Genomic DNA, 24819 nt, shown 5'->3' with positions numbered 1-24819 from the left:
CCGAGCAGCGACCCGAACCCATGGAGCCCTCGGAGGAGACGGCGCGGACAGCCGGGACCCCGGCCGCGCCGCCCGTGGGCTGGCTGCCGCGGTCCGCAGCCGAGCTGTTCGGCGAGGGCGCCACGGCGGAGGAGGCCTACGGCCTGCTCACCGTCGACGTTCCCGCCGACTCCTGGACCACGGCGCTGGAGACGGCCCGCGACACCCTCGGCTGCACCTACTTCGACTGGCTGAGCGCGGTCGACGAGCCGGGCCAGGGCTTCCGCGTGGCCGCGTACGTCGTCGCGCTCGCGGGCCCCGCGGGCCCGGGCCCGGCGGTGCGCACCCTGCTGGTCCGCACCACCGTGCCGCACGACGCGCCCACCCTGCCGACCGCCACCGGCGTCTACGCCGGTGCGGTCTGGCACGAGCGCGAGACCCACGAGATGTTCGGGATCGGCTTCACCGGCCATCCCCATCTGGCACCGCTGCTGCTCCCCGACGGGTTCGAGGGCCATCCGCTGCGCAAGGACTTCGTGCTGGCGGCCCGGGTCGCCAAGGCATGGCCGGGCGCGAAGGAGCCGGGGGAGTCCGACCACGGCGGCCCCAAGCGGCGGCAGATGCTGCCGCCGGGCGTTCCCGACCCCAACGAGTGGGGGCCGCTCAAGGGCCAGCTGCCGCCCGCCCCGGCCCGTCCGGCCCGTGGCGCCCGTGCGGCGGGTGGAGCGGCGGGCGAACGCCCCGCGCGCGGCACCCGCACCGCGAGCGCGGGCTCGGCCGGCCGGCAGACGGCGGCCGCTGCCGCCGAACCGACGGCAAAGACCCCGGCGGGTACCGCCGAGCGCCCGGTGCGGCGCACCCGCACCGCGAGCGGGGGCTCGGCCAGTCAGCGCGAAACGGCGGCCCCGGACGCGGCGGCCCCGGACGCGGCGGCCCCGGCCGAGCGCCCGGCCCGCCGGGTACGCAGCGCCGGTGGGGGCTCGGCGAGCCGGCGCGCGGAGACCCCCGAGACCCCGGCGGCGGACGCCGCTGCCCCGGCCGCGCCGGAGCAGCCCGCGCGCCGGACACGGTCGTCCGACGCCCCCTGGCACCATGCCCGTCCGGCGCACGACGACGAAGCCCCGGGCGACAAGGCGGCGCCGGCCGAGGCGGCGCCGGACACGGCCGAGGCGGCGCCGGACCGCGCCACGTCCGGGAAACCGGAAGCCGAGGAACAACCCCGCCCGTCCGGCGAGGACCACCGCGCCGACGAGAACACCACCGACGACCAGCCAGGAGGCACCGGGTGAACGACGTCCTCGACGTCGCACTGCGACTGCTCGCCCTGCTGCTGGCCTTCCTGGTCCTCCCGCTGGTCGTCGGGCAGACCGAGCACAAGGTGATGGCCCATATGCAGGGCCGCCTCGGACCCATGTACGCGGGCGGCTTCCACGGCTGGGCCCAGCTCGTGGCGGACGGTGTGAAGTTCGCGCAGAAGGAGGACGTCGTCCCGAACGGGGCCGACCGGCGTATCTTCCAGCTCGCGCCCGCCGTCGCCCTGCTCCCGTACCTCCTGGTGCTCGTCGCGATCCCGATCGGCCCCGCCGAGGGCGCCGTCGGCCAGTTCGTGGACGCCGGGATCTTCTTCGTGCTCGCCGTGATGGGCGTCGGCGTCCTGGGCTCGCTGATGGCGGGCTGGGCCTCGGCCAACAAGTTCTCGCTCCTCGGAGGCCTGCGGACGGCCGCCCAGCTGATGGCCTACGAACTGCCGATGCTGCTCACCGCGGCGTCCGTGGCGATGGCCGCGGGCACGGTCTCGCTGCCCGGCATCCTCGACGCCTTCGAGTGGTGGTGGGTGCCGTGGCAGATCGTCGGCGGGGTGGTGTTCTTCACCGCGGGCCTCGCCGAGCTGCAACGTCCGCCGTTCGACGCCCCGGTGGCCGACTCCGAGATCATCTTCGGTGCGTACACCGAGTACACCGGGCTGCGCTTCGCGCTGTTCCTGCTCGCCGAGTACGCGGGCATCGTGATCCTGTGCGGGCTGACCACCGTGCTTTTCCTCGGTGGCTGGCACGGCCCGTTCGCCGATGACCTCGGCTGGCTGTGGACCCTGCTGAAGACGGCCGTCCTCGCCTTCGTGGTGATCTGGCTGCGGGTGACCTATCCCCGGCTGCGCGAGGACCAGCTCCAGCGGTTCGCCTGGACCTGCCTCATCCCGCTCTCCCTGGCCCAGATCGCCTTCACCGGCGTCATCAAGGTGGTGATCTCCTGATGGGCATTCCCGGTTCCGGTCTGGCCAAGGGCCTGGCCGTCACCCTCCGCACGATGACCCGGAAGTCGCACACCGCGCAGTATCCGGACGCACAGCCCGAACTGCCGCCCCGCACCCGCGGGGTGATCGGGCTGTTCGAGGAGAACTGCACGGTCTGCATGCTCTGCGCCCGCGAGTGCCCGGACTGGTGCATCTACATCGACTCCCACAAGGAGACCGTGCCCCCGGCCGCCCCCGGCGGGCGCGAGCGCAGCCGGAACGTGCTGGACCGGTTCGCCATCGACTTCGCGCTGTGCATGTACTGCGGAATCTGCATCGAGGTGTGCCCGTTCGACGCGCTGTTCTGGTCGCCGGAGTTCGAGTACGCCGAGACCGACATCCGCGAGCTCACCCATGAGCGGGACAAGCTCCGCGAGTGGATGTGGACGGTGCCCGCACCGCCCGCGCTCGATCCGGCCGCGGAGGAGCCGAAGGAGCTCGCCGCCGCCCGCAAGGCCGCCGACAAGCTGGCCGCCGCGGAGGCGGCCGCGGCCGCCGAAGCCGCCGCGTCCCCCGATGCCGACGGCGGCACCAACGGCGACACCCCCGGCGCGAACGGAGCCGCATCGTGAGTTCCGCAGGTTCGCTCGCGGCAGCCACCGGCCGCGAGCTCGCCGGGCACGGTCTGGCCGCCGGCGGCCACGGCTTCCTGTCGCCCACGGGTGTCGAGATCGCCTTCCTCCTGGTCGGCCTCGCCACCTTCGGCGCGGCCGTCGTCACCGTCACCACCAAGCAGCTGGTGCACGCCGCCCTCTGGCTGGTGGTCGCGCTCGGCGGTCTCGCCGTGGAGTACCTGCTGCTGACGGCGGAGTTCATCGCCTGGGTGCAGGTGCTGATCTACGTCGGCTCCGTCGTGGTCCTCCTCCTCTTCGGGCTGATGCTCACCAAGGCGCCCATCGGCCGCTCGCCGGACGCCGATTCGGGCAACCGCCCGGCCGCGCTCGCGGTGGCCCTCGCCGCGGCGGCCGCGCTGGTCTGGGTGGTCGTGGACGCCTTCCGGACCACCTGGATCGACCTCGACAAGGGCGTACAGGGCTCCACCGCCGTCTCCGGGGCGAGCCTCTTCCGGTACTGGGTGCTGCCGTTCGAGGCGCTGTCCGTACTGCTGCTCGCCGCGCTCGTCGGCGCGATCGTCCTGTCCCGCAAGAGCGGCGACAGGAACGCCGGTACCGGTGGAACCAACAGCGGCAAGGAGAAGCGCTGATGCACCTCGCCTACCCCGCCGTCCTCGCCGTCCTCCTCTTCTGCACCGGCCTCTACGGCGTGCTCGCCCGCCGCAACGCGATCCTGGTGCTGATGTCGGTCGAGCTGATGCTCAACGCCGTCAACCTCAACCTCGTCGCCTTCGACGTCTGGCTCCGCGACACCCTGCACGCGGGCCAGGCCCTCACCCTGTTCACCATCGCCATCGCCGCCGCCGAGATCGGCATCGGTCTCGCCATCGTCCTCCTCGTCCACCGCAACCGCGGCACCGCCGACGTCGACCGGCTCCGGGACCTCGCCGACCCCCCTCCGTCCGGCACCCCCGCTGACGACAGCGTGACAGCCCCCACTGACAACGGCGCCGACCAGGCAACTCCCGTTCGGAGGCAGACCGCGTGACGACCACGACCGCCGCCGTTCTCGTCCCCCTGCTGCCCTTCCTCGGCGCCCTGGCGGGTCTCGGGGCGGGCCGCCGCGCCCCCGGCTTCGTCCGCCCGCTCGCCGTACTGCCCACCCTGGCCGCGGCCGCGCTCGCCGTGCTCGTCGCCGTACGCCAGGGCGGGGGAGCGGGCTCCGGGACCGCGCCCCTCCACGCCTCGACCCGGCTGGCCGACACCGGCTCGGTCCCCATCGACCTCGCCCTGAACGTCGACGGTTTCGCCGCCCTGGTCGCCGTCCTCGTCGGCGTCGTGGCCTGCTGCGTCCAGATCTACTCGACCGGCTATCTGCGCGACGACCCGCGCTACCCCTCCTATGCCGCGCTGGTCTCCCTCTTCACCTCCGCGATGCTGCTCGTCGTCTACTCCGACGACCTCATCGTGCTGCTGGTCGGCTGGGAGATCATGGGCATCTGCTCGTACTTCCTGGTCGGCCACTACTGGGAGACCGCGGCCGCCCGCTCCGCCTCCCTCAAGGCGTTCCTGGTCACCAAGCTGGGCGATGTCCCCTTCCTGATCGGCCTCTTCGTGCTCGCGGGCGACACGGGAACGTATCGCATCAGCGGGATCGTCACCCGGCTCACCTCCGACTCCGGTGCGCCGCTGGACCATCCGACCCTGATCGCGCTGCTGCTGCTCGCGGGGGTCGCGGGCAAGTCCGCGCAGTTCCCGCTGCACACCTGGCTGCCCGACGCGATGGCCGGTCCCACCCCGGTCTCCGCGCTCATCCACGCCGCGACCATGGTCGCGGCCGGTGTCTACTTCATCGCCCGGCTGCTGCCCGTCTTCCTCTCCTCCGCCGCCGCGCTGGCCGTGCTCGCCGCCACGGCGGCCGTCACCATGGTCGGTTCGGCGCTCGCCGCGCTCGCCCAGGACGACATCAAACGTGTCCTCGCCTACTCGACCGTCGGCCAGCTCGGCTACATGACCGGTGCGCTGGCCGTCGGCGACCGCGGCGCCGCCGTCTTCCACCTCATCGCGCACGGCGCGTTCAAGGCGCTCCTCTTCCTCGGCGCCGGCCTGATCATCCACGCCGCGGGGACCAACTCGCTCTCCGCCATGTCCCGGATGAGCGGCCTCACCAAGCGGATCCCCGACGCCTTCTGGACCGTGACGGTCGCCCTGCTCGCGCTCGCCGCCCTCCCGCCCTTCGCGGGCTTCTTCTCCAAGGAGGCCGTCCTCGGCGCCGCCGAGCACGCCGCCACCGGCCACACCACGGACGTCCCCGAGGGCGTCGGCTGGACCGTGCTCGTCGCCGGGCTGCTCACCGCCCTGCTCACCGCCGGGTACGCCGCCCGGCTGTGGCTGATGGCCTTCCAGGGCAAGGGCGAGCCCGCCCCGGACCACGGCAGGCAGCCGGTCGCCATGAACGCGGTGCTGTGGGTGCTCTTCCTGCCCACCGCCGGGCTCGGCCTGACCTACGGCGTCCTGCCGGACTGGTTCGACGGCGGGAGCCTCACCCCGACCCTCACCACCTCCGTCCTGGGCACCGGGGCGGCCCTCGCCGGAGCGCTGGTGATGTACGGCGCCTGGCGGCACACCTCCGCCCGCGCCGCCCGTCTCCCGCTCGGCGCGGTGGCCGCCCACCCGGACGCCGCCGACGCCGTCTCCGAGGCCGAGGCCATCGCCACCCACGAGGCCGCCTACGGCTCCGTCGCGGCGGCGGCCGACCCGGCCGACCCCGGCCGCCTGCTGCTCGGCCCGCTGCACCGCCACGCGGCCACCGGCTTCCACCTCGACGCCCTCTACAGCGCGCTGTTCGTCCGCCCCGTGCGCGCCGCCGCCGGTCTCGTCCGCTTCCTCGACCGCGAGGTCGTGGAGACCTATGTGCGCGGCGCGGCCGGTGCGCCGGGCCTGTTCGGCGCGGCCGTCCGCCGCGCCCAGAACGGCAATGTGCAGACCTATCTCGGCGCACTGCTCGCGGGCTCCCTCGTCCTGGCCGTCGCCGCCGTCCTCGTCGCAGCGGGAGCCTGACCCGTGAACCACACCGCCCTGCACGTCCTGCTCCTGGCCGTCGTCGTACTGCCGCTGCTCGGCTCCGTCGCCGCCCTGCTCCCGGCCCCGCCCGGGCTGCGCGGCCGCGACCCCCGGCAGGCCGTGCTCCGGCACGGCGTGACCGTCACCGGTGCGGTGCTGGCCGCCACCGTCGCCCTGGCCATCGGGTTCGACCACGGCCACCCGGCCAGGATGCAGGCGCAGACCGACGTCAGCTGGATCCCGGCGCTGGACATCCGGATCCACCTCGGGGTGGACGGCGTCTCGCTGCCGCTGCTGGTGCTGACCGCGCTGCTGACCTTCCTCTGCGCGCTCTACGGCTACTACAACCAGCCCGCCGGGCCGTCGCCCAAGGCGTTCGTCGCGCTGCTGCTGCTCCTGGAGGGCGGCACCCTCGCCAGCTTCGCGGTCCTGGACCTGATGCTGTTCTTCCTGGCCTTCGAGACGGTGCTCATCCCGATGTACTTCCTCATCAACCGATGGGGAGGCGCCGAACGGGAGCGCGCCGCCTGGCGGTTCATCCTCTACACCCTGCTCGGCTCCGTCGTCATGCTGCTCGGCCTCCTCCTCGTCGGCCTCAAGGGCGGCACCTTCGACATGGTGGCCCTCGCCGCCCCTGCATCCGATAGCGCCTCCGGCGCGGGCGGCTCCGGACTCGGCCACACCACTCAGCTGATCGCCGCCCTGGCCATCATCGTGGGACTGGCCGTCAAGGCCCCGATGTGGCCGCTGCACAGCTGGTTGCCCGACGCCCACACCGCCGCCCCCACGGTCGGCTCCGTCCTCCTGGCGGGCGTCCTGCTCAAGATGGGCACCTACGGGCTGGTCCGCATCGTGCTGCCGATGACCCCCGACGGCGCCCACACCTACGCGCCCTACCTCGCCGCGTTCGCCGTCGTCGGCATCCTCTACGGATCGCTCGCCTGTCTGGCGCTCGCCCGCACCGGGGCCAGGGGCGACCTCAAGCGGCTGATCGCCTACTCCTCCGTCGGCCACATGGGCTTCGTGCTCCTGGGCATCGCGACCCTCACCCCCACCGGGGTCAACGGCGCGCTGTTCGCCAACATCGCCCACGGCCTGATCACCGGGCTGCTGTTCTTCCTCGTCGGCGCGCTCAAGGACCGCACCGGCACCACCGACCTCGACCAGCTCTCGGGCACCACCGGCGCGGCCCTCTACGGGCGCGCGCCGCGCCTGGGCGGACTGCTCGCCTTCGGCGCCGTCGCCTCGCTGGGGCTGCCCGGGCTCGCCGGGTTCTGGGGCGAGATGCTCGCCATGTTCGGCGCGTTCGACCCCGCCGACGGCCTCAGCCGCCCGGCGTACCTCACCTTCATGGCGCTCGCCGGTTTCGGCACCCTGCTGACCGCCGCGTACATGCTCGTCGTCGTACGGCGCGTATGCATGGGCGACCACCCCGCCGAGCCCGGACAGCACCCCGCCGAACCCGGGGCCGCACGGCCCGCCCTGGCCGACGTCCGCGGCCACGAGGCCGCCGCCTGGAGCCCCCTGGTGGCCCTCACCGTCCTCGCCGGACTGTGGCCCGCGGCCCTCCTCGGCCTCAGCGACCCGGCCGTGCAGCAGCTCCTCGCGGGAGGCAAGTGATGACCCCGATCGCCCCGGGCCCCTCCGGGCTCGCCGCGGACTCCACGGCGCTGGCCGGCAGCCTGGTCCAGTCGGTCGACTGGCTCGCCATCGCCCCGCCCACCCTCGCCGCCGTGGCCGCCCTGGTCTGCCTCGTCGCCGACCTCTTCCTGCCCGAGCGCCGCAAGCCCCTCCTGGGCTGGCTGGCCGTCGGGGGCCTCGCCCTGGCCGCGCTCAGCCTGCTGCCGCTGCTGGACGGCGACCGCTCCACCTTCTGCCTGACCTCCGACGCCGACGTATGCAGCTACACGGCCGACAGCTTCGCGCTCGTCGTCCAGTTCCTGGTGCTCGGCGGGGCGCTGCTCACCGCGCTGCTGTCCATCAGCAACGTCGCCGATCTCAAACTCCCCGCGGGCGAGTTCTGGTTCCTGCTGCTGTCCTCCGCCTCCGGCGCGGCCCTGCTGCCCGCCTCGCGCGATCTGGCGACCCTCGTCATCGCCCTGGAGGTGGCCTCCCTCCCGGCCTTCGCCCTGGTCGGCATGCGCCGCGGCGACCGCCTCTCCTCCGAGGCCGCGCTGAAGTTCTTCCTCTCCTCGGTCACCGCGACCGCCGTGATGCTGCTCGGCGTCAGCTTCGTCTACGCCGCCACCGGCAGCCTCCATCTGTCCCGGATCGCCGAGGGCCTCACCGACGTCGATCCACGGCTCGACACGCTCGCCCAGGCGGGCGTCGTGCTCACCCTGGTGGGCTTTGCGTTCAAGACCGCGGCCGTCCCCTTCCACTTCTGGGTGCCGGACACCTATGTGGGCGCGCCGGTCCCGGTGGCCGCCTATCTGTCCGTCGTCGGCAAGGCGGTGGGGTTCTCCGGCCTCATCCTGGTGACCGTCCTCGCCTTCCCGTCCTACGCCGATGTGTGGGGCCCGGTGGTCGCCGTCCTCGCCGCGCTGACCATGACCGCGGGCAACGCCGCCGCGCTGCGCCAGCGCCCCGAGCGCGCCTTCAGCGCCGTCCGGCTGCTCGCCTGGTCCTCCGTGGCGCAGGCGGGCTATCTGCTGGTGCCGATCGCCGCCGCCGGATACGGGGACAGCGCGCGGGACATCTCCCACGCCGTGGGCTCCACGGTTGCCTACGCCCTGATGTACGCGGCCGTGAACCTCGGCGCGTTCGCCGTGGCCGCCCTGGTGGCCCGTACCAGCCCGGGCAACCGGCTCACCGACTACCGCGGCCTCTACGCCGCCCGCCCGGCCGCGGCCCTCGCCCTCGGCTTCTTCCTGCTCTGCCTGGCCGGGCTGCCCCCGGGCGTCATCGGGCTCTTCGCCAAGGTGGCCGTCTTCTCCGCGGCCGTCGACGCCGGGCTGGGCTGGCTGGCCGTGGTGATGGCCGTGAACGTGGTGATCGCGCTCTACTACTACCTTCAGTGGACGGCGACGCTCTTCCGCGCCCCGGCCCCCACCCCCCGGACGGCCGCGGCGGAGACGCCCGCCGGGGAGGTGGCGGTCACCCGGACGGCGGCGGTCCCGCTCACCGCCGCCATCGGCCTGGCCGCCGCCCTCGGCATCGTCCTGTCCGGCGCCCCTCAGCTCGTGCTCCGCTTCGCCTCGGGCACCCTGCTGTGATCTGATCCTCACCGGCCGGCGGCCCGCGACCGCGTGCACAAGGGAACTAGTGGCCCTCACCTGGCGTTGACCAGTTCGGGAGGGTCCACTGGAAGGTGGAGACACCCACCGAAGGTTCCCCCGCGGCACTACTTGGGAGGGCGTACCGTGCACCGCCGGCACAACGGGCTGAAGACCGCCGTACTCCTCGGGGGACTGTCCGCGCTCATCATCGTCATCGGCAGCCTCTTCGGCCGCACGGGACTGATCATCGCGGTCTTCGTCGCCCTGGCGACCAACGCCTACGCCTACTGGAACAGCGACAAACTGGCCCTTCGCGCCATGCGCGCCCGCCCCGTCAGCGAATTCGAGGCCCCTCAGCTCTACCGCATGGTCCGCGAGCTCTCCACGGCCGCCCGCCAGCCCATGCCCCGCCTCTACATCTCCCCGACCGAGGCGCCCAACGCCTTCGCGACCGGCCGCAACCCGCGGAACGCCGCGGTGTGCTGCACCGACGGCATCCTGCGGCTGCTCGACGAGCGTGAGCTGCGCGGTGTCATCGGCCATGAGCTGAGCCATGTCTACAACCGCGACATCCTCATCTCGTCGATCGCGGGCGCCCTCGCCACCGTGGTGATGTTCCTGGTCAACTTCGCCTGGCTGATCCCCTTCGGCCGGTCCGACGACGACGAGGGCCCCGGCTTCCTCGGCATGCTGCTGATCATGATCCTGGGCCCGCTGGCGGCCTCCCTCATCCAGCTCGCCGTCAGCCGCTCCCGCGAGTACGAGGCGGACGCCGCCGGTGCCCAGCTCACCGGCGACCCCCTCGCCCTCGCCGGCGCCCTGCGCAAGCTGGACGCCGGGACCAGGCAGCTCCCGCTGCCCCCCGAGCCCCGGTTGGAGACCGCCGGCCATATGATGATCGCCAACCCCTTCGGAGCCGGTGGCGGCATGTCCAAGCTCTTCTCCACCCACCCGCCCATGGCGGAGCGCATCGCCCGGCTCGAGCAGATGGCAGGCGACCAGCGATGAAGACGATCCTGAACATCATCTGGCTGGTCTTCGCGGGCCTCTGGATGGCCCTCGGCTATGTGCTGGCCGGTCTGCTGCTGTGCATCACCATCATCGGCATCCCCTTCGGCATCGCCTCGTTCCGCATCGCGGGCTTCGCCCTGTGGCCCTTCGGCCGCATGGCCGTCCCCCGCCGCGACGCGGGCGCCCCCTCCTGCGTCGGAAACGTCCTCTGGCTCGTCCTCGCGGGCTGGTGGCTCGCCCTCGGGCACATCATCACCGGTGTCGCGATGTGCCTGACGATCATCGGCATCCCCCTGGGCCTGGCCAACTTCAAGCTGATCCCGATCTCCCTCACCCCCCTCGGCCACGAGATCGTCCCGACCGACCAGCCCTTCGCGGGCCGCTGAGCGCGGGTGGCTCGGGCCCGCCGCTCGCTCAGCGCAGTGCTTCGCCACAGGAACAACTGGGCCGCTTCGCCGGACCGTTCGAGGTCGACCACGCCACGGCCCAGAGGTACGTGCGAGCCGAACAGCCCACGCGTGCCGTACCGTTCCCGCGTGCCGCCCCGCGCGGCATCGGTTCCGCGCGACCGTCCGAGGAGCACTACGTGACGCCACCAGAAGCCATCACTGTCGGGCGCCTGGACGGGCGGGCCGCGCGCCCAGGTGGCGGAGCGGACCTCCACGACGTGCTGCTGCCCGACCTCGGACGAGGACCGAGCGCGACCGAGGGCACAACGAGGACACCGGCTGAGACTCCGCTCGGCGATATGCCCCGTTGTGCCCCCACGAACTCTGCGTGATGGCGTTCGCGCAGGTCGGACGGGCTAGCGGTAGTTCACGAACTGGAGCGCGAAGTCGAAGTCCTTGCCCTTGAGCAGCGCGATCACCGACTGGAGATCGTCCCGGCTCTTGGATGTCACCCGCAGCTCCTCGCCCTGCACCTGCGCCTTGACGCCCTTCGGCCCCTCATCGCGGATGATCTTGGCGACCTTCTTCGCGTTCTCCTGCGTGATCCCCTCCTGCAGCGAAGCGAAGATCTTGTACTCCTTGCCCGACGCCTGCGGCTCGCCCGCGTCCAGCGACTTGAGCGAGATCCCGCGCTTCACCAGCTTGGACTGGAAGACATCGAGGATCGCCTTCACCCGCTCCTCGGAGTTGGCACGCATCTCGATCTTCTCGCCCGACCACTCGATCGAGGCGCCGACGTTCTTGAAGTCGTAGCGCTGGGAGATCTCGCGGCTCGCCTGGTTGAGAGCGTTGTCGACCTCCTGCCGCTCGACCTTCGAGACGATGTCGAAACTGGAGTCGGCCATCTTGAGTTGGCTCCTCGTACGTAGATCCGTCAGTGGCACGGCCCCACGGACCGCATCAGCCAGCCTAGCGATCTCGGCCATGATCCAGAGGCGATCAACCGGGTGGCGAACCACCCCTCCGCATCAGGTATTGTTTACGTCGTTGCCAGGGAGCAGCGACGCGCAAGCGGAGCGCCTGGCCACATCCCAGGCGGTGTGCCCGAGTGGCCAATGGGAGCGGACTGTAAATCCGTCGGCTTAGCCTACCCAGGTTCGAATCCTGGCGCCGCCACACTGGGCAAACGGCCCCCGAGCCGCGGAAACGCGGCCGGGGGCCGTTCTCGTGAGGAAGTGGGGATCGCGCCCGATGGGCGATCTCGTCCTTCCGCCCCTGAGTTCAGCCGCAGCATGACGCATGCGTGCCGAAGAGGCCGACGCGGGGCTGCTGGACACACGCGCGCCGGGTGCTCCGACGGAGCACCCGGCGCGCGTGTTCCGTGGAGCCTCGGTCAGCATGACGCGGGCGGCTCCCGCGGTGGACGCGGGGCACCGGCGGGGGCGCCGGGCGGCCTCGACGGCGTCGCCGGTGCTCCATCAGGGGTATGAGGCGTGCTCCCCACAGGTGATTAATCAAACAATATAGAAGTATGCGCCGCTCCCGTGGAATGTCGCTTCTCGCCCTGGGTCTGGCGGGCCCGTTTTTCGCCCCTGGTCAGCGGGCCGCACACCTCGGCTGACCAGCGGTTGGGCCGTCGTTGTTGGTCGTTGTTGGTCGTCGGCGGTCGACCTCGGAGGGCCCAGAGAGGGCCCGGCGGTCTCGCCCCGGGCCTCACTCACGAAGAAGAGCAGCCCCCTCCCGGCTTGGGGGTGTCGTCCGTGAAACCGTGCTCAGCAGGACGTGTTGGGCGCTGAGCAAGCCAGCCAGACACCCGAGGGCCGCCGTTCACGGCCACTCCCTCAAGGACTGTCCGAACATGCTCGAAGCCTTGCCGAAGGTAGTACGCCTGAAGCCCCTCGTTAGTCGTCCACGCGTCCAGACGGAGCCACTTGGCTCCGGCCTCATAGGCCCGATCCCCCGCCCAATCGAGCAGGCGCCCCCCGACGTTCGCCCCGGCATGCGTGCGCGCCACAGTGAGCTTGTTGATGAACAGAGAGGGCTCCGCGAGTTCCTGCTCTGTCCAGAGCCCCGCTTCTGCGTCGGGAGTCAGAGTGATGGTCGCGACCGTCGCATCGCCGTCCACAACCATGAAGACAGTCCCTGCCTCGATGGTCTCCAGCAGCTTGTCAGCGGGATAGGGGCGTCGCCACTGGTCGGTGCCGAGACGGGCAAGCCAAGCTGCGGCCTCCTCCCGGAAGGCCAGCAGCTTGGCCACGTCGTGCGGCTCCGCGAGAGAGATGATCACGCGTTCTCGATTCGGGCGGACAGTTCGCCGATCTCGTAGTTCATCCGGTTCAGGTCGCCCCGAAACGTCGTGATCGTGCATCGGATGGGGCGATCCGGCGAGTAGCCCGTTCGGGTCCAGAGCATGACCGGCACACCGGCTCCAATCTCCAGTAGGCGAGCCTCCTCAGGCGTGGGCATTCGAGCCGCGATCTCGTCGAAGTACCCGACCTGTTCGATACCCCGGGAAGCGAGATAGCGTGTCGTGCCCTCAGCGATGTCGCCCGGCTCAGCCAGTCGCGGCGACTCGTCTACCAGCCACGATGGATAGTAGGTCGCTTGTGTGGACCATGGAACGTCGTCCACATAGCGATGACAGAACCGCAATACCGTCTTCGTACTCGGCTCGATCTTCAGTCGCTCAGCGATCTCCTGCGACGCAGGCAGCATCTCGACACGGAACGTCTGGTGCGGGCGGCGCCCCGCGTTCGTCACGTCCGTGTTGTACGCGTCGCCGTTCTGCGGAAATGTCAGGTTCTCGAAGCGAGACGCGTTGAGCTCGAACACCTCATGCGACTTGACCTCGTATCCGAGTCCCTGACTGGACGAGATCAGCCCCTCACTGACCAACAGACTCAGCCCATTGCGGATGGTGTTCCGCGACGCGTCGAAGCGCTGCTGTAGGTCGTTCTCAGAGGGCAGCCGCGATCCAGGCGCATGGGTGCCGTTGACGATCTCGCGGCGTAGGACGTCGGCCACTTGCCGGTACTTCGGCTGCTTGTTCATGGCCCCATCATGACGCACTCGCGCAACTTGTTGGTACATGCAGTCCCTAACCCCTTGACGCATCACTGTCCGTCGGTGCAGCATCACTGCATCGGCTTGTACCAACAAGCTGAGCAGGTGGTGTAACACCTCCAAGTGTGCCCGCCTGCGCCGAAAACTCAACAGCGTGATCCGCCACAGACACGACGGCCGTGACCAAACCAGCCGAGGTGAGCGGAGACCAGTCGGTCATCTCCCGTCAGGGACACGTGCCGACTCAAAAGAACGGATCTGCCCAAGGGCACCCACGCCGTGCGAAGAGACCGGGATGCGATTCCTCGGAGGAGCGGGACTGAGGCACAGATCCATATCGCGCAGTACGGGCCGTCACCTCCCGCAAAAGGTGTCCAGCGCGGCTCAGGCCCGCGCATCTCTGACTTCCGCCGCATCCGTGCGGCGGCCGGTTGCCTCCGCTGCTCGTCTCGTACGAGCAGCGCTGAGGGGAGCCGGATCTACCGACTTCAACGGCGCGCGGCCCCGGTGCTGGAACACCGGGGCCGCTGTTCGGGCCGTTCACCTGTGGAAGGACACACGACCCAATGGAACACATCGTTACTGTTCAGGACGCTGTTACCGCGTTCGCCGACTTCATGGAGCCGACGAACGCCGAGCTGGACGCGATCGAGGAGGAGATGCCCGCGATCCTCGCGGATGTCGACCTGTTGGACGCGCAGATCATCACCCTCGACCGCACGCCGACGGAGCTGGATATCCGGCGTATCCGCCGGGCCCGCCGCCGACTGCTCACCGCGCTGGTGAACCAGGCCACGGACGCGCACTGGGGTGGCGCGGCGTGAGCGGACAGAAGAGCGCGCGGGAGTTCACCGCGCAGATGTCCGTCCGACAGGGCCGCTGGCGTCTGTACGTGGCGCTGCTGAACACGACCGAGCAGTGGCCCGAGCATCGGTTCGGGCGCTCGGTCCCGACGTTCACGGACCGTACGGACGCGCTCAGCCTGCTCGGGTTCGAGCCGGTAGCGGGCGCTGAGTGGACGTGGACCGAGGACAGCGAGATCCCCAATGACCCCGCTTCCCCGGTCGTGCTGATCGCTGCGATCCGGGTCCGTTCACTGCCGGAGGTGAGCGCGTGAACGCCGTTCAGATCCGTTCAGCCGAGCGCGCGCTGTCGGTCGGCACGTGGTTGATCGTGGCGGGCGCGATGCTCTACTCGATCCTCACCGTCACCCCGCTCGCCGCCGCGCACACCCCCGAACGGTGGGACTGGACCGCGCCCATCCTGCCGCTTGTCGTGGATGCCGCCGTGGTCATCGTGGTCCGCCTGGACGCGGTGCTGGCCCGCCTCGGGGGCAACGGCGGACGGTGGCCCATCGTCCTGCGGTGGATGACTGGATGCATGACCCTGGCCCTGAACGTCGCGGACTCCGCGCTGCAAAAGGACCTGGTGGGCGTGGCCGTGCACGCGGTCGCGCCGCTGCTGCTGATCGTCACGGCAGAGACCGGACTCGCCTACCGGCGAGCGATCACCGCCGCCGTGCTGGCGCTGGAAGCCAAGCAGCAAACCGACCGGGACGCCCGCGAGCGGGCCGCCGCCGAGCGGCGTGACGAGGCTGCGCGGCGGGCCCGTGAGGAACGCGAGCACACGGCGGCGCTGGCCCGTGAACAGCGTGAGCACGAAGCCCGCATGGCCCGTGAACAGGCCGACCGGGAAGCCGCCGCGCGGCGTGAGGAACGCGACCGCGAGCAGGCCCGTGAGCGTGCCGAGCACGAGGAGCGTGAACGCCTTGAGCGTGAGCGTGAACAGATTCAGCGGGAGCGTGAACGCCGTGAGCGGGAAGCCGCCGAACGCGCGGAGCGGGAGCGGGCCGAGCGTCTGGAGCGTGAGCGCCGTGAACAGGCGGAGCGGGAGGAGCGGGCCGCGCGTGAACGCGCTGCTCTGCTGTCCGGCGGCCCCGCCTCGGACAAGCTGCCCGAGGACGACGCGCGCGCCATCGTGGCCGCCGCGCATGCCGAGGGCCTGTCGGTGCGGACCGCAGCCGAGCTGTGCGGCTGGTCGGTCGGGTGGGTCTCTTCCCGATATGCCGAGCTGCGCGGGCCGGTCAACGGCGTTCCGGTTGACCTGGCTAGCACGGGCCGCTGATGACCACCGCATCGGCCAGTGGCTCGCTGCCTGTGTACCGGTGGCGGCTCGCCCCGGACGGATTGGCCACCCGTCGGCAGCTCCGTGCGCTGGGGCTGCGTCCGGGTGGTCAGGACGTGGCCGCCGAACTCCAGCGCCCGCGCCGAGCGCGGGGGCCGCTGGTCGCCTATCTCTACCGCATCGACGGAGCGAAGGCCGTCCGGCCGATGACACCGGCCCGCCGGGCGGCCCTCGCCAGGGCCAACCGTGCCCGGCGGACCTGCCCCCTGTGCCGACGTGATGCCGGATACGTCATCCCCGCCGCGCTCGGGGCGTGCGTGCCCTGCGCAGCCCCCAACTGATCTGAGGGAGAGCCCTGATGGCCCACCGTGACCCGCCGGGGATCATCGCCCCGCACATACCCGCCGACGCCTACCGCCGCGCCGAAGCCACCGGGCAACCGGTTGTCATCGTCGTGCACACCACCGACCAGACCGGGCGCCCCCTGCGTCACTACCTGTTCCCCATCATCGTCGCAGGTGCGGGCGTCGTGGGGGTGTTCGGTCTAGTGGCGATGTTCGTGGCGCTGCTCGACTTCGCCGTGCACACGGCCGTCGCCATCGGCAGCGTGGCCGGACCCGTCGGCATCGGCGGGATCACCCTCCGCCTCGCACGCCCCAAGAACTGAGTCGGCAGAGCCCGCACCGTCGGCCTACGGCCCCCGCCTTCCCTGGAAAGGGGCGGAGGCCGTAGACGGCCCGCAGCGCGTCCGGCCCCCCTTCTGTGGGGGTGGAGACCCCCCGGGCCGTGAACGGCCCTTCAGGGCCCCGCGAGGGGGGTTGCACAACCAGTTATTCCGCCGCTCTACGCGCGCGTGCGCGTAGGGCCCCCACCCCTCCCCACCGCTCAACTCTGCAACGTCGCAGATCAGATGTGGTTGCAGGGGTTCAACCGGTGCTGTCGACGCAACCGACAGCACCGACCGCTGCAACTCGGGCGGGCCGGTCACGCCACGCAACGGCGCACCGGCCCTCATCCACGGTCTTGGAGGACCCTTTCGTGGACTGGAAGCAAGCATGGTCGACCACCACCAACACCACCAACGCGGCACTGGACTCGCTCGCCCCGGTGTGCGTGCCGTTCGCGGCCCGCTGGGACCTTGAGGCAGACCGGCGTGACAAGCTGCGCACCCCAGAACACCTCAAGGCGCTCATGGCGGCGCAGAAGGAGCACAACGCCGCGCGTTCCACGCACGCCACCGCCAAGTCGCAGCAACTCAGCGCGCGCGCCGCGTCGAAGAATCCGTTCGCGGCCGGTCGCCGCGCCGCACGTGTCGCGAGCAAGGCAGCCTTGAGGCACGAGCGGGACACCCGCGCCAAGCTCAAGGCCGCGCGGGTGAACTACCCCAGCACCCTCAAGGCTCGCGCGATCCAGGCGCACTCGGTGCACGCCATGCCGAGTGCTGTCGCGTCCGCGCTCATGTCCACCTCGCACCTGACCGTCTGGCCGGTCGCCACCTCGGCTGTGCTGATCGGGGCGAATGTCGCTGGTCTCGCGCTCGGGCGGCGCAGGCTGCGGGTGCCGGTGGATGAGTCGCTGTCGCTGGAAGAGCGTCAGCTCATGGAGCGGCTCGACCCGTCGTACTGGGTCGAGCACGCCCCCGACCGTGGCCTGTCGGGCACGGTCACCACGCCTCCCGCCATGGAGCCGGGCGGCATCCGGTGTGAGATCCGGCTGGATGGCACGTGGACGGTCAAGACGCTCGCGGACAAGGCCGACTCGGTCCGGGCGCTGCTGGGTGCCCGCACCGCGCTGCGCATACGGATCACCTCCGCCTCGCGCGGCGGGTGGGCCGTTCTGACCCTGGCCACCCGGTCGGCAGCCGCGGGCGTCTCCTCGCTGTGGACTCCGGACCGCATCCCGTCCGACCTGATGATGATGAGCCTCGGTCTGGACACCGAGACCGGTGATGAGGTCCTGATCCCGTTCGATGAGCGGCTGTTGGTCTCCGGCGCCTCCGGCACCGGCAAGTCCTGGTCGTTCCGTCCGCTCATGGCCACCGCCCACCTGCGCGGTGACCTGCTGCTCATCGACGGCAAGGGCGAAGAGGCCAACATCTGGGAGTCCGCGTGCCGCGTCGCCGTGGAACGCGACGACATCACGGACGCGGTGGACGAGGCGCACGCGGAGATGACCCGCCGCAAAGTCGACATGAAGAAGCGCGGCATCAGCGTGTGGGACGGCCGTCAGCTCACCGTCGTCGTGGACGAGGGACAGGTGATCCTGGCCCTGATCACCAAGGACAAGGACCGGCTACAGCGTTTGATCGAGCTGTCTTCTCTGGGTCGCTCGCGCGGTGTCGTTTTGTGGTGGGCGACGCAGTACCCGTTGACCGATGGTGGTGCGCCGGGTGTGCACAAGCTGATCGCGCCGAACCTCCTGACGCGGTTCTCGCTGCGGGTGGCCGGTACGACTCAGGCCCAGGTCGCGCTGGATGACTGCGCGCACTACGCGCCGCACCAGATCCCCGACGGCCGCGAGTACCGGGGGCACGGCTACCTCAAGGGCTACGGGCCGCGCATGCTGCGCACCTGGACCCTGGACGACGCGGGCGTGCGCGCCCTGCCCAAGTCCATCTGGACCCCCAAGCAGACCCCGGGCGATTCGTCGCCGCGAACGCCGCTGCACCTGGTCAAGGAGACGGCCGCACCGTCTGGGGCGGCGACCAACCGGGACAAGGTGCTGGCAGCCGTGCAGTCCGGTGCCCGCACCGCCAAAGACATCGCCGAGGCGACCGGCCTCAACAAGGGCACCGTCTCCCGGGAGATCAAGGCACTCACCGCTGGCGGGGCTCTGCATCGGACCGCCGACGGCCGTCTCCTGCCTGGTCAGCAGGCTGCCTGACGACTCCACGTGAACGACAACGGCGGCCCCCACTCCGCCAAGAACCGGGGCCGCCGCCAATCCAGCACGCCACTCACGAACTGGAGACCTCCAGCATGACCCAACCGACCACCATTCGGGCAGAGCACCTGCATACCGCTCTCTCTCTGGCAGCCTCCGGCGTGCCCGTGCTGCCGTTACGAGCCGGGAAGGTGCCGTTCGGTAACTGCACGCGCTGCGCGAACAACGCCTGTGGCGGCCGACCCAACATGAAGACCCCCGGCCCCTGCGCCTGCCCGGCGCCCTGCCACGCGTGGTCCGCCGCGACCACCGACCCAAACGTCGTCGGTTCTGGCGTCTGGCGGCGCGCCTGGCGGTGCGCGAGTGCGGTCGCCTACCACCCGGGCGGGGCGGGGTTGACGGTCGTGGACCTGGACGACGCCGACGCGATCGCGTGGGCCCGCGCGAACCTGCCCGCCACGCAGACCGTGCCCACCACGCGCGGCGAGCACTGGCTCTACTTCGGTGCCATGCAGTCCGCGAACGCGGTCCGGCCGGGCGTGGACATCAAGTCCACGATGGCCTACGCCCGGTGGCTCGGATTCGGCTCCGGCACGATGGCCCACCTGCCGGACGCCGTGCGCGCCCTGGCCGTCCAGAAACCCGCCACACCCCGGTCCGCGCCGCAGCCCCTCACGGTGCCCACACGGGCCAGGGGCGGGGAGTGCCCTCACCGCACGCCCACGTACCTGGACCGTGGCATCGCCATGGCGGAACAGCGCATCGCCCAGGCCACCAGTGCGGTGCACGCCACCGTCTACCGCACGTTCCTCGCCGTGCTGTCCACGCACGGCCGGTGCGGCTGCCTCACCGAAGCGCACACCGCGCGGCTCTTCACCGCCGCACAGGCCAAGGGCGAGACCGCCCGGCACTGCACCGACGCGTGGACCAACGCCCTGACCAGGTTGGGACTGTAGCCATGTCCGACGACGACAAGACCCCGGCCCGCGAGATCATCACCGACTACGCACAGGCGCACTTCCGGTACTTCCGCACCCCCGACGGCACCGTGTACGCGCAGAAGAACGGTCACCCCGTGGCCCGTCCGATCCGCTCCCAGGGCACCACGGGCAGCCACCGCCAGGAACTCATGGTCGGCCTGTTCAAGGACGGGCGCGGCGTGTTCAACGGGACCGCGTTGAAGGAGGCGTTGGACCTGATCGAAGCGCTCGCGCTGTCTGAGGACGTGCAGCCCGTCCACATCCGCGTCGCCCCCGGATTCGACGGGGCGACGTGGCTGGACCTGGGCCGCGATGACGGGAAGTCCGTCCGCATCCACCCCACCGGCTGGGACATCCTCACTCCCGACCCGCGCGAGGTGTGCTGGCGGCGCACCCAGCTCACTGGGGAACTGCCCCTGCCCGCCAAGGACACCGACGGCAAGGGCATCGACCTCCTGCTCCGCCTGTGCAACTTCGCCAACGCAGAGACCGAGTGCCTGGCTATCGCCTGGCTGGTCGGTTGCCTCGGGCCGTCCGTGCCCGTTCCCGCGCCGTTCCTCACCGGACCGCAGGGCGCGGGGAAGTCCACCGGCGGCCGGATGCTCGTGCGGATCATCGAGGGCATGAGCGGTGACCTGCGCCGCGCGCCGAAGGACGAGGAGAACCTGATCGCGGCGGTGGCGGCCGGATGGGTCACCGCCCTGGACAACCTCTCCCACATGACGCCGGACCTGTCCGACGCCATGTGCTGCATCGTCACCGGCGCCGAGAACGTCAAGCGCGCCCTCTTCACCGACGGGGACGTGTTCCGCGCTCGCTACCGCCGCCCCCTGCTCCTGACCGGGATCGATGTGGGAGTCATCCGGCCCGACCTGGCGGAACGGCTCCTGCCGCTGCGACTGGAGCGGCCCCGCGTCCGGCGCACCGAGGCAGAACTCTGGACGGAGTACGCGGAAGTTCTGCCCGTCGTTCTCGGCTCTCTCCTTGACCTCACTGTCAAGATCCGCGCGGTTGAGGCGGAAACCCCCACCGACCTGCGGATGGCAGACTTCGCGCACCTGTGCGCGCAGCTCGATGCGGCAACCGGCCTGGGGGCGCTCACCGCCTACCGGGCCAGTCTGGACGACCTGAACGACGACGTGATCGAGGGCGATCTCCTCGCGCAGACCGTTCTCAGGCATGCCGACACCATCGAGCCGGGCGGCGAGCAGCGGATGACGTCTACCGAGTGGCTGCACTGCCTCAGTCGCCTCTACAGCGGCGATGAACTGCGTGCCCTGCCCAAGGGCTGGCCGACCACGGGCAAAGTCCTCTCCGACCGGCTCAAGCGCCTCCAGCCGACGCTTGCCGCTCGTGGTGTCCTCATCGACACCGGCCGCACCAGCGAGGGCCGCTACCTCGAAATGACCCGCCCGGCCACCCCGCCCCCACACGAGCAGAAGCGGCTGGCCTGACCCGCGAACGCCGCTCGCCTGGACAAGCAAGAAGAGCACCAGGGCCGAGGCGTGCTCCTCTTGCTGTTCGGCGGAACGCCGCCCAAGGGTCGCGCCGCGAAGCGGCTCCTTCTTCACGCTTTGAGGCGCCACCGAACTACAACAGACACCCCCTCTTTTGTCCTAAGAGGGAAGACGCTGCGTCATCTGCGTCATGCGGACGAGAAAACGGCCCCTGACCTGCGGCAAGAGGCATGACGCAGACGGCGGCCTCTGCGTCATCCTGCGTCATCTGCGTCATGCGATGACACAGCTCATGACGCGCCGATGACGCACCCCCTAGCCGCTGCGTCACACAAAACCGCAGGTCAAAAGCATGAATGACGCTGATGACGCAATGACGCAGAAATCCGCACCTCGGACACACGCGGAGTCCGAGACACCCCCGAAGCCAACGCGACTCAACCTCTGAGGACCCCATGAGCCGAACCCGTTCCGCTCAACCCGACCCCCGCGCCACCCTCCGCAGCGGTGTCCTCGACCGGTACCTCACTCCCGACGACATCGCCGAGATCTTCGGCGTCCCCCTCGAAACCGTCTACCAGTGGCGCAGGAAGCGCACCGGTCCTCCCGGCTTCCGCGTCGGTAAGCACGTTCGCTACGACCCCGCCGAAGTAGGGGCCTACGTCACTCAGCTCAAGAACGTCGACCGCGTCGCGGCCTGACGCAACCTCACACACCGTCAGGGGCAGCCGTTCAACGGCTGCCCCTGCTCCATGCTGGGAAAGGACCCCGCCTCTCATGGCAGGCAGCATCCAAGACCGCTGGCTCAAGACCGAGACCAACGCCGACGGCAAGACCGTCCGAGTCAAGACCGCTCGCTACGGCCAGGGGCTGCGTTACAGGGCCCGCTACTTCGCGCCTGACGGGAAACGCAAGAGCAAGTCGTTCGCCGACGGACAGAAGCGCCTCGCCGAGCAGTGGCTGAGCAAGATGGCTGCGGACGTGGCTCGCGGTGACTACATCGACCCGAACGCGTCCCGGACGTCCTTTCAGGAGTTCGCGGAGGAGTGGCTTGCGAGCCAGAGCGGAGACCCGAACACCCGAGCGTCGATGCAGTCCCAACTCAGGCTGCACGCCTTTCCCCGCATCGGGTCACGTCCGCTCGGGTCGTTCCAGCCGAGCCACATCCGCGAGTTCGTAACGCAGCTCGAAGCGTCCGGCATGTCCGGCGCGTACGCCCGTGTGATCTTCTCCAACGTCCGCGCCGCTCTCAGCGCGGCCGTCGAGGACGGCTACCTTCGCCGGAATCCCTGCAACTCGCGCACGGTGACGCTCCCCGAGATGGGCATGCGCCGTGTCGTCCCGTGGCAGCCGGAACGCGTCTTCACCGTGCGGGCCGCCATGGTCGAGCGCTTCCGCACCATGGTCGACATGGGCGCTGGCTGCGGCCTGCGACAGGGCGAGATCCTCGGCTTGTGCGTCGATGAGCTGGACTTCGACACCAACACCCTGCACGTGGTGCAGCAACTCAAGCTGAGCCTGAGCAAGGCCGTGTTCGCGCCTCCGAAGGGCGGCAAGCTCCGTGACGTGCCTCTGCCCGATCCCGTGGCGGAGGCGCTGAAGAAGCACATCGAGCGCTTCCCGCCCGTCGAGGTCACGTTGCCGTGGATGCGGGCGAACGGCCAGCCTGTGACCAAACGCCTGATCTTCAGTGGGCCCAACGGCGGGCACGTCTGGCGTACGTCGCTGAACGAGGACCATTGGAAGCCCGCCCTCGCGAAGGTCGGCGTCATCCCGAAGGCCAAGAGCCGCGAGCACGCCGCCGCTCGCGAACACGGCATGCACGCCCTGCGGCACTTCTACGCGTCCGTTCTCTTGGACGCGGGGGAGAGCATCAAGGCCGTGAGCGAGTATCTCGGGCACTCCGACCCGGGCCTGACCCTGAAGGTGTACGCGCACCTCATGCCGAGTAGCCGGGACCGCGCCCGGAAGGCTCTCGGGCTGGCGCTCCGGCCGCAAGGCTCGGGGGACTGAGGGCCCACAGTGGGCCCGGGCCGTGAAAACGCCCCCGATCCGCGCCGTAGGCGCAGGTCGGGGGCGTGATCGCAAAGGCTACTTCTTCTTGCCATGGTCCTTTACGGCGTTCTGGATGGATCAGCGCAATGCGGTCTCGAAGAGATGCCTTCCGCTCGGCCGCCGATGGACCCTTTATTCACGGCCAGAAAGGCAGGAACATGAAGAAGCTCGCTTGGGCGGCCAGGGGCCTCGCGGCAGCGTCGGGAGTTCTCCTCGTCGGGGCTCTCGGGACCGTACCCGCGACCGCGGACGACCCATCGGCCACTTCCACCGCTTCGTCGTCGGTTTTCTCGTCCGTTTCCCCGTCCGCTTCCCCCTCCATTTCGTCGTCCGCTTCGTCGTCCGTGTCCACGGGCGGATTCTGTACGTCGCGGGAGCGCGACGTCAGCTCCGCCGTCGTGGACTACTCGGGCAGCGGTCTGTTCGAGACGCTCTTCCGTGCCACGACGGACCGCTGGGGACACGCCTTCCTCGAGGACAGCCGGGGCCCGGGGGTCTGGATCGACCTCACCCTCGTCCCCGGTGCGCCGACCTGCACGGAGGACACGGCCCTGTCCGTGACCGAGGAGGACCCCGGCCACCTCTTCATCTCCCTGCTGGGAGGTGACGGAGTCATTTACGCGGCCCGGTGCAACACCAGCGCGACCGCCTTCACCGCGGCGAACATCGCGACGGCGTGCGCCCCTGGGTTCACGCCCGTGCCGGGTACCCCGGTCTGACGACAGGGGCCGGGGTCGCGTCCTGGCATCGTCGCCACACTGGGTAAACGGCCCCCGAGCTGCGAGAATGCCGCCGGGGGCCGTTGTCGTCGCCTGGTGCTGTGGGATGGTGGGTCGCGTGACGCTGGAGGACCTCGTCCGGCTGCGCCGGGCCCGTGACCGGATGGACCGCGACTACGCGAAGCCGCTCGACGTTCCGGCGCTGGCGCGCGTCGCCCTCATGTCGCCGGGCCACTTCTCCCGCAGCTTTCGCGCCGCCTTCGGGGAGACGCCGTACAGCTATCTGATGACGCGCCGGATCGAGCGGGCCAAGGCGCTGCTGCGGCGGGGTGATCTGACCGTGACCGAGGTGTGCTTCGAGGTCGGCTGCACATCGCTGGGGTCGTTCAGCTCGCGGTTCACGGAGCTGGTCGGCGAGAGCCCGAGCTCGTACCGGGCCCGCCGTCATGAGGAGGGCGCCGCCATCCCGGCCTGTATCGCCAAGATCTACACGCGACCGGTCAGGAATGGAGAAGCGAAACCCGCAGCCCGACCGTAGCGTCAAGCGCATGGACATCACGCTTTCGCAGTGCTTCATCGCCGTTCACGACCACGACCAGGCGCTCGCCTTCTACCGGGATGTTCTCGGCTTCGAGGTACGCCACGACGTCGGGTTCGAGGGGATGCGCTGGGTGACCGTCGGCGCGCCGTCGCAGCCCGATGTGTCCATCGTTCTCGAGCCGCCCCTCGCGGACCCGAACGCCTCGCCCGCCGACCGGACGGCCATGGCGGAACTCCTGGCGAAGGGCCTGCTGCGCGGTGTCATCTTCAGGACCGACGACTGCGACGCCACCTTCGAGCGCATCCGCGCCGCGGGGGGCGAGGTGCTCCAGGAGCCGATGGACCAGCCCTACGGGGTCCGCGACTGCGCCTTCCGCGATCCCTCCGGCAACATGCTGCGCTTCAACCAGCCTCGCGGGCAGTGAGCTCCGGTTCCGAGCACCGGACGCCACCCCACCGGCGCCAAGCGCGGCCCCGGCCCGACCGATGTCACC

Annotated in this window: 27 protein-coding genes and 1 tRNA gene; 24 read left to right on the top strand and 4 right to left on the bottom strand. The window is 70.6% G+C overall.

Annotated elements, in window-relative coordinates:
* The first annotated feature begins 20 nt into the window (after window positions 1-20).
* From HUT19_RS17470 to HUT19_RS17425, 10 genes are all read left to right on the top strand, one after another.
* Window positions 21-1268, top strand: a complete 1248-nt coding sequence (locus tag HUT19_RS17470) for an NADH-quinone oxidoreductase subunit C (RefSeq protein WP_176186985.1) — start codon at window positions 21-23, stop codon at window positions 1266-1268.
* Window positions 1265-2230 carry a complex I subunit 1 family protein gene (locus tag HUT19_RS17465; protein WP_176181378.1) on the top strand — a complete coding sequence of 322 codons (966 nt, stop codon included), beginning with the start codon at window positions 1265-1267 and terminating at the stop codon, window positions 2228-2230. Before HUT19_RS17470 ends, HUT19_RS17465 begins: the two co-directional genes overlap by 4 nt.
* On the top strand, window positions 2230-2841 hold the full coding sequence (locus HUT19_RS17460) for an NADH-quinone oxidoreductase subunit I (RefSeq protein ID WP_176181377.1): 612 nt from the start codon (window positions 2230-2232) through the stop codon (window positions 2839-2841). Before HUT19_RS17465 ends, HUT19_RS17460 begins: the two co-directional genes overlap by 1 nt.
* Before the next feature lie 53 nt (window positions 2842-2894).
* Window positions 2895-3473, top strand: a complete 579-nt coding sequence (locus HUT19_RS17455) for an NADH-quinone oxidoreductase subunit J (RefSeq protein WP_176186983.1) — start codon at window positions 2895-2897, stop codon at window positions 3471-3473.
* On the top strand, window positions 3473-3871 hold the full coding sequence (nuoK, locus tag HUT19_RS17450) for an NADH-quinone oxidoreductase subunit NuoK (RefSeq protein WP_176181376.1): 399 nt from the start codon (window positions 3473-3475) through the stop codon (window positions 3869-3871). Before HUT19_RS17455 ends, nuoK begins: the two co-directional genes overlap by 1 nt.
* On the top strand, window positions 3868-5883 hold the full coding sequence (locus tag HUT19_RS17445; protein WP_176181375.1) for an NADH-quinone oxidoreductase subunit L: 2016 nt from the start codon (window positions 3868-3870) through the stop codon (window positions 5881-5883). The genes nuoK and HUT19_RS17445 overlap by 4 nt, the downstream gene beginning before the upstream one ends.
* A 3-nt stretch (window positions 5884-5886) precedes the next feature.
* The gene (locus HUT19_RS17440; RefSeq protein WP_176181374.1) at window positions 5887-7506 is read left to right on the top strand and encodes a NuoM family protein; all 1620 of its coding nucleotides are present in this window, start codon (window positions 5887-5889) and stop codon (window positions 7504-7506) included.
* Window positions 7506-9101 carry an NADH-quinone oxidoreductase subunit N gene (locus HUT19_RS17435; RefSeq protein ID WP_176181373.1) on the top strand — a complete coding sequence of 532 codons (1596 nt, stop codon included), beginning with the start codon at window positions 7506-7508 and terminating at the stop codon, window positions 9099-9101. Before HUT19_RS17440 ends, HUT19_RS17435 begins: the two co-directional genes overlap by 1 nt.
* Before the next feature lie 147 nt (window positions 9102-9248).
* Entirely contained in the window at window positions 9249-10112 is an 864-nt protein-coding gene (gene htpX, locus HUT19_RS17430; RefSeq protein WP_176181372.1) for a zinc metalloprotease HtpX, read from the top strand.
* On the top strand, window positions 10109-10501 hold the full coding sequence (locus HUT19_RS17425; protein WP_176181371.1) for a YccF domain-containing protein: 393 nt from the start codon (window positions 10109-10111) through the stop codon (window positions 10499-10501). Before htpX ends, HUT19_RS17425 begins: the two co-directional genes overlap by 4 nt.
* A gap of 419 nt (window positions 10502-10920) precedes the next feature.
* Here HUT19_RS17425 and HUT19_RS17420 read toward each other — a convergent pair whose 3' ends face one another.
* Entirely contained in the window at window positions 10921-11409 is a 489-nt protein-coding gene (locus HUT19_RS17420) for a YajQ family cyclic di-GMP-binding protein (RefSeq protein ID WP_176181370.1), read from the bottom strand.
* Window positions 11410-11598: 189 nt separating this feature from the next.
* On the opposite strand from HUT19_RS17420, the gene HUT19_RS17415 reads away from it, so the two are divergent.
* Window positions 11599-11680 (top strand) — tRNA-Tyr (locus tag HUT19_RS17415).
* A 541-nt stretch (window positions 11681-12221) separates the two neighbouring features.
* Here the strand turns inward: HUT19_RS17415 and HUT19_RS17410 are convergent.
* Window positions 12222-12791 carry a GNAT family N-acetyltransferase gene (locus HUT19_RS17410; protein WP_176181369.1) on the bottom strand — a complete coding sequence of 190 codons (570 nt, stop codon included), beginning with the start codon at window positions 12789-12791 and terminating at the stop codon, window positions 12222-12224.
* A complete protein-coding gene (locus HUT19_RS17405) occupies window positions 12788-13555 on the bottom strand; it encodes a GntR family transcriptional regulator (RefSeq protein WP_176181368.1) in 768 nt (255 codons plus the stop codon). Before HUT19_RS17405 ends, HUT19_RS17410 begins: the two co-directional genes overlap by 4 nt.
* A 578-nt stretch (window positions 13556-14133) precedes the next feature.
* Here HUT19_RS17405 and HUT19_RS17400 point away from each other — a divergent pair.
* The 10 genes from HUT19_RS17400 (at window position 14134) to HUT19_RS17355 (ending at window position 23024) form a co-directional block, all read left to right on the top strand.
* Entirely contained in the window at window positions 14134-14391 is a 258-nt protein-coding gene (locus HUT19_RS17400; protein WP_176181367.1) for a DUF6284 family protein, read from the top strand.
* Window positions 14388-14684, top strand: a complete 297-nt coding sequence (locus HUT19_RS17395) for a DUF6303 family protein (protein ID WP_176181366.1) — start codon at window positions 14388-14390, stop codon at window positions 14682-14684. The genes HUT19_RS17400 and HUT19_RS17395 overlap by 4 nt, the downstream gene beginning before the upstream one ends.
* Window positions 14681-15691 (top strand): DUF2637 domain-containing protein, encoded by a 1011-nt coding sequence (locus tag HUT19_RS17390; protein ID WP_176181365.1) that lies wholly within the window; start codon window positions 14681-14683, stop codon window positions 15689-15691. Before HUT19_RS17395 ends, HUT19_RS17390 begins: the two co-directional genes overlap by 4 nt.
* Entirely contained in the window at window positions 15691-16032 is a 342-nt protein-coding gene (locus HUT19_RS17385) for an RRQRL motif-containing zinc-binding protein (protein WP_176181364.1), read from the top strand. The genes HUT19_RS17390 and HUT19_RS17385 overlap by 1 nt, the downstream gene beginning before the upstream one ends.
* Before the next feature lie 17 nt (window positions 16033-16049).
* Window positions 16050-16358: a hypothetical protein gene (locus tag HUT19_RS17380; RefSeq protein WP_176181363.1), complete on the top strand. Its 309-nt coding sequence runs from the start codon at window positions 16050-16052 to the stop codon at window positions 16356-16358.
* Window positions 16359-16729: 371 nt separating this feature from the next.
* The gene (locus tag HUT19_RS17375; RefSeq protein WP_176181362.1) at window positions 16730-18574 is read left to right on the top strand and encodes an ATP-binding protein; all 1845 of its coding nucleotides are present in this window, start codon (window positions 16730-16732) and stop codon (window positions 18572-18574) included.
* Between the two features lie 95 nt (window positions 18575-18669).
* Window positions 18670-19530: a bifunctional DNA primase/polymerase gene (locus HUT19_RS17370; RefSeq protein ID WP_176181361.1), complete on the top strand. Its 861-nt coding sequence runs from the start codon at window positions 18670-18672 to the stop codon at window positions 19528-19530.
* Window positions 19531-19532: 2 nt separating this feature from the next.
* On the top strand, window positions 19533-21008 hold the full coding sequence (locus HUT19_RS17365; protein WP_176181360.1) for an ATP-binding protein: 1476 nt from the start codon (window positions 19533-19535) through the stop codon (window positions 21006-21008).
* Window positions 21009-21466: 458 nt separating this feature from the next.
* Window positions 21467-21712 carry a helix-turn-helix domain-containing protein gene (locus tag HUT19_RS17360; RefSeq protein ID WP_176181359.1) on the top strand — a complete coding sequence of 82 codons (246 nt, stop codon included), beginning with the start codon at window positions 21467-21469 and terminating at the stop codon, window positions 21710-21712.
* A gap of 76 nt (window positions 21713-21788) precedes the next feature.
* Complete coding sequence (locus tag HUT19_RS17355; RefSeq protein ID WP_176181358.1) at window positions 21789-23024, top strand: tyrosine-type recombinase/integrase; 1236 nt, start codon at window positions 21789-21791, stop codon at window positions 23022-23024.
* A 178-nt stretch (window positions 23025-23202) separates the two neighbouring features.
* Here HUT19_RS17355 and HUT19_RS17350 read toward each other — a convergent pair whose 3' ends face one another.
* Window positions 23203-23418 carry a hypothetical protein gene (locus HUT19_RS17350; RefSeq protein ID WP_176181357.1) on the bottom strand — a complete coding sequence of 72 codons (216 nt, stop codon included), beginning with the start codon at window positions 23416-23418 and terminating at the stop codon, window positions 23203-23205.
* Between HUT19_RS17350 and HUT19_RS17345 the strand changes: the two genes are divergently transcribed.
* The 3 genes from HUT19_RS17345 to HUT19_RS17335 all read left to right on the top strand — a co-directional run bounded on the left by HUT19_RS17345 (window position 23411) and on the right by HUT19_RS17335 (window position 24750).
* Window positions 23411-23785 carry a hypothetical protein gene (locus HUT19_RS17345; protein ID WP_176181356.1) on the top strand — a complete coding sequence of 125 codons (375 nt, stop codon included), beginning with the start codon at window positions 23411-23413 and terminating at the stop codon, window positions 23783-23785. The two genes, HUT19_RS17350 and HUT19_RS17345, sit on opposite strands and share 8 nt — an antisense overlap.
* Before the next feature lie 118 nt (window positions 23786-23903).
* Window positions 23904-24323 (top strand): helix-turn-helix transcriptional regulator, encoded by a 420-nt coding sequence (locus HUT19_RS17340; RefSeq protein WP_254885623.1) that lies wholly within the window; start codon window positions 23904-23906, stop codon window positions 24321-24323.
* A 10-nt stretch (window positions 24324-24333) separates the two neighbouring features.
* Window positions 24334-24750 (top strand): VOC family protein, encoded by a 417-nt coding sequence (locus tag HUT19_RS17335; protein ID WP_176181354.1) that lies wholly within the window; start codon window positions 24334-24336, stop codon window positions 24748-24750.
* Window positions 24751-24819: the final 69 nt, after the last annotated feature.

It is taken from the genome of Streptomyces sp. NA02950, assembly GCF_013364155.1.
GTDB lineage: Bacteria > Actinomycetota > Actinomycetes > Streptomycetales > Streptomycetaceae > Streptomyces.
This window is presented reverse-complemented; position numbering and strand designations above follow the sequence as displayed.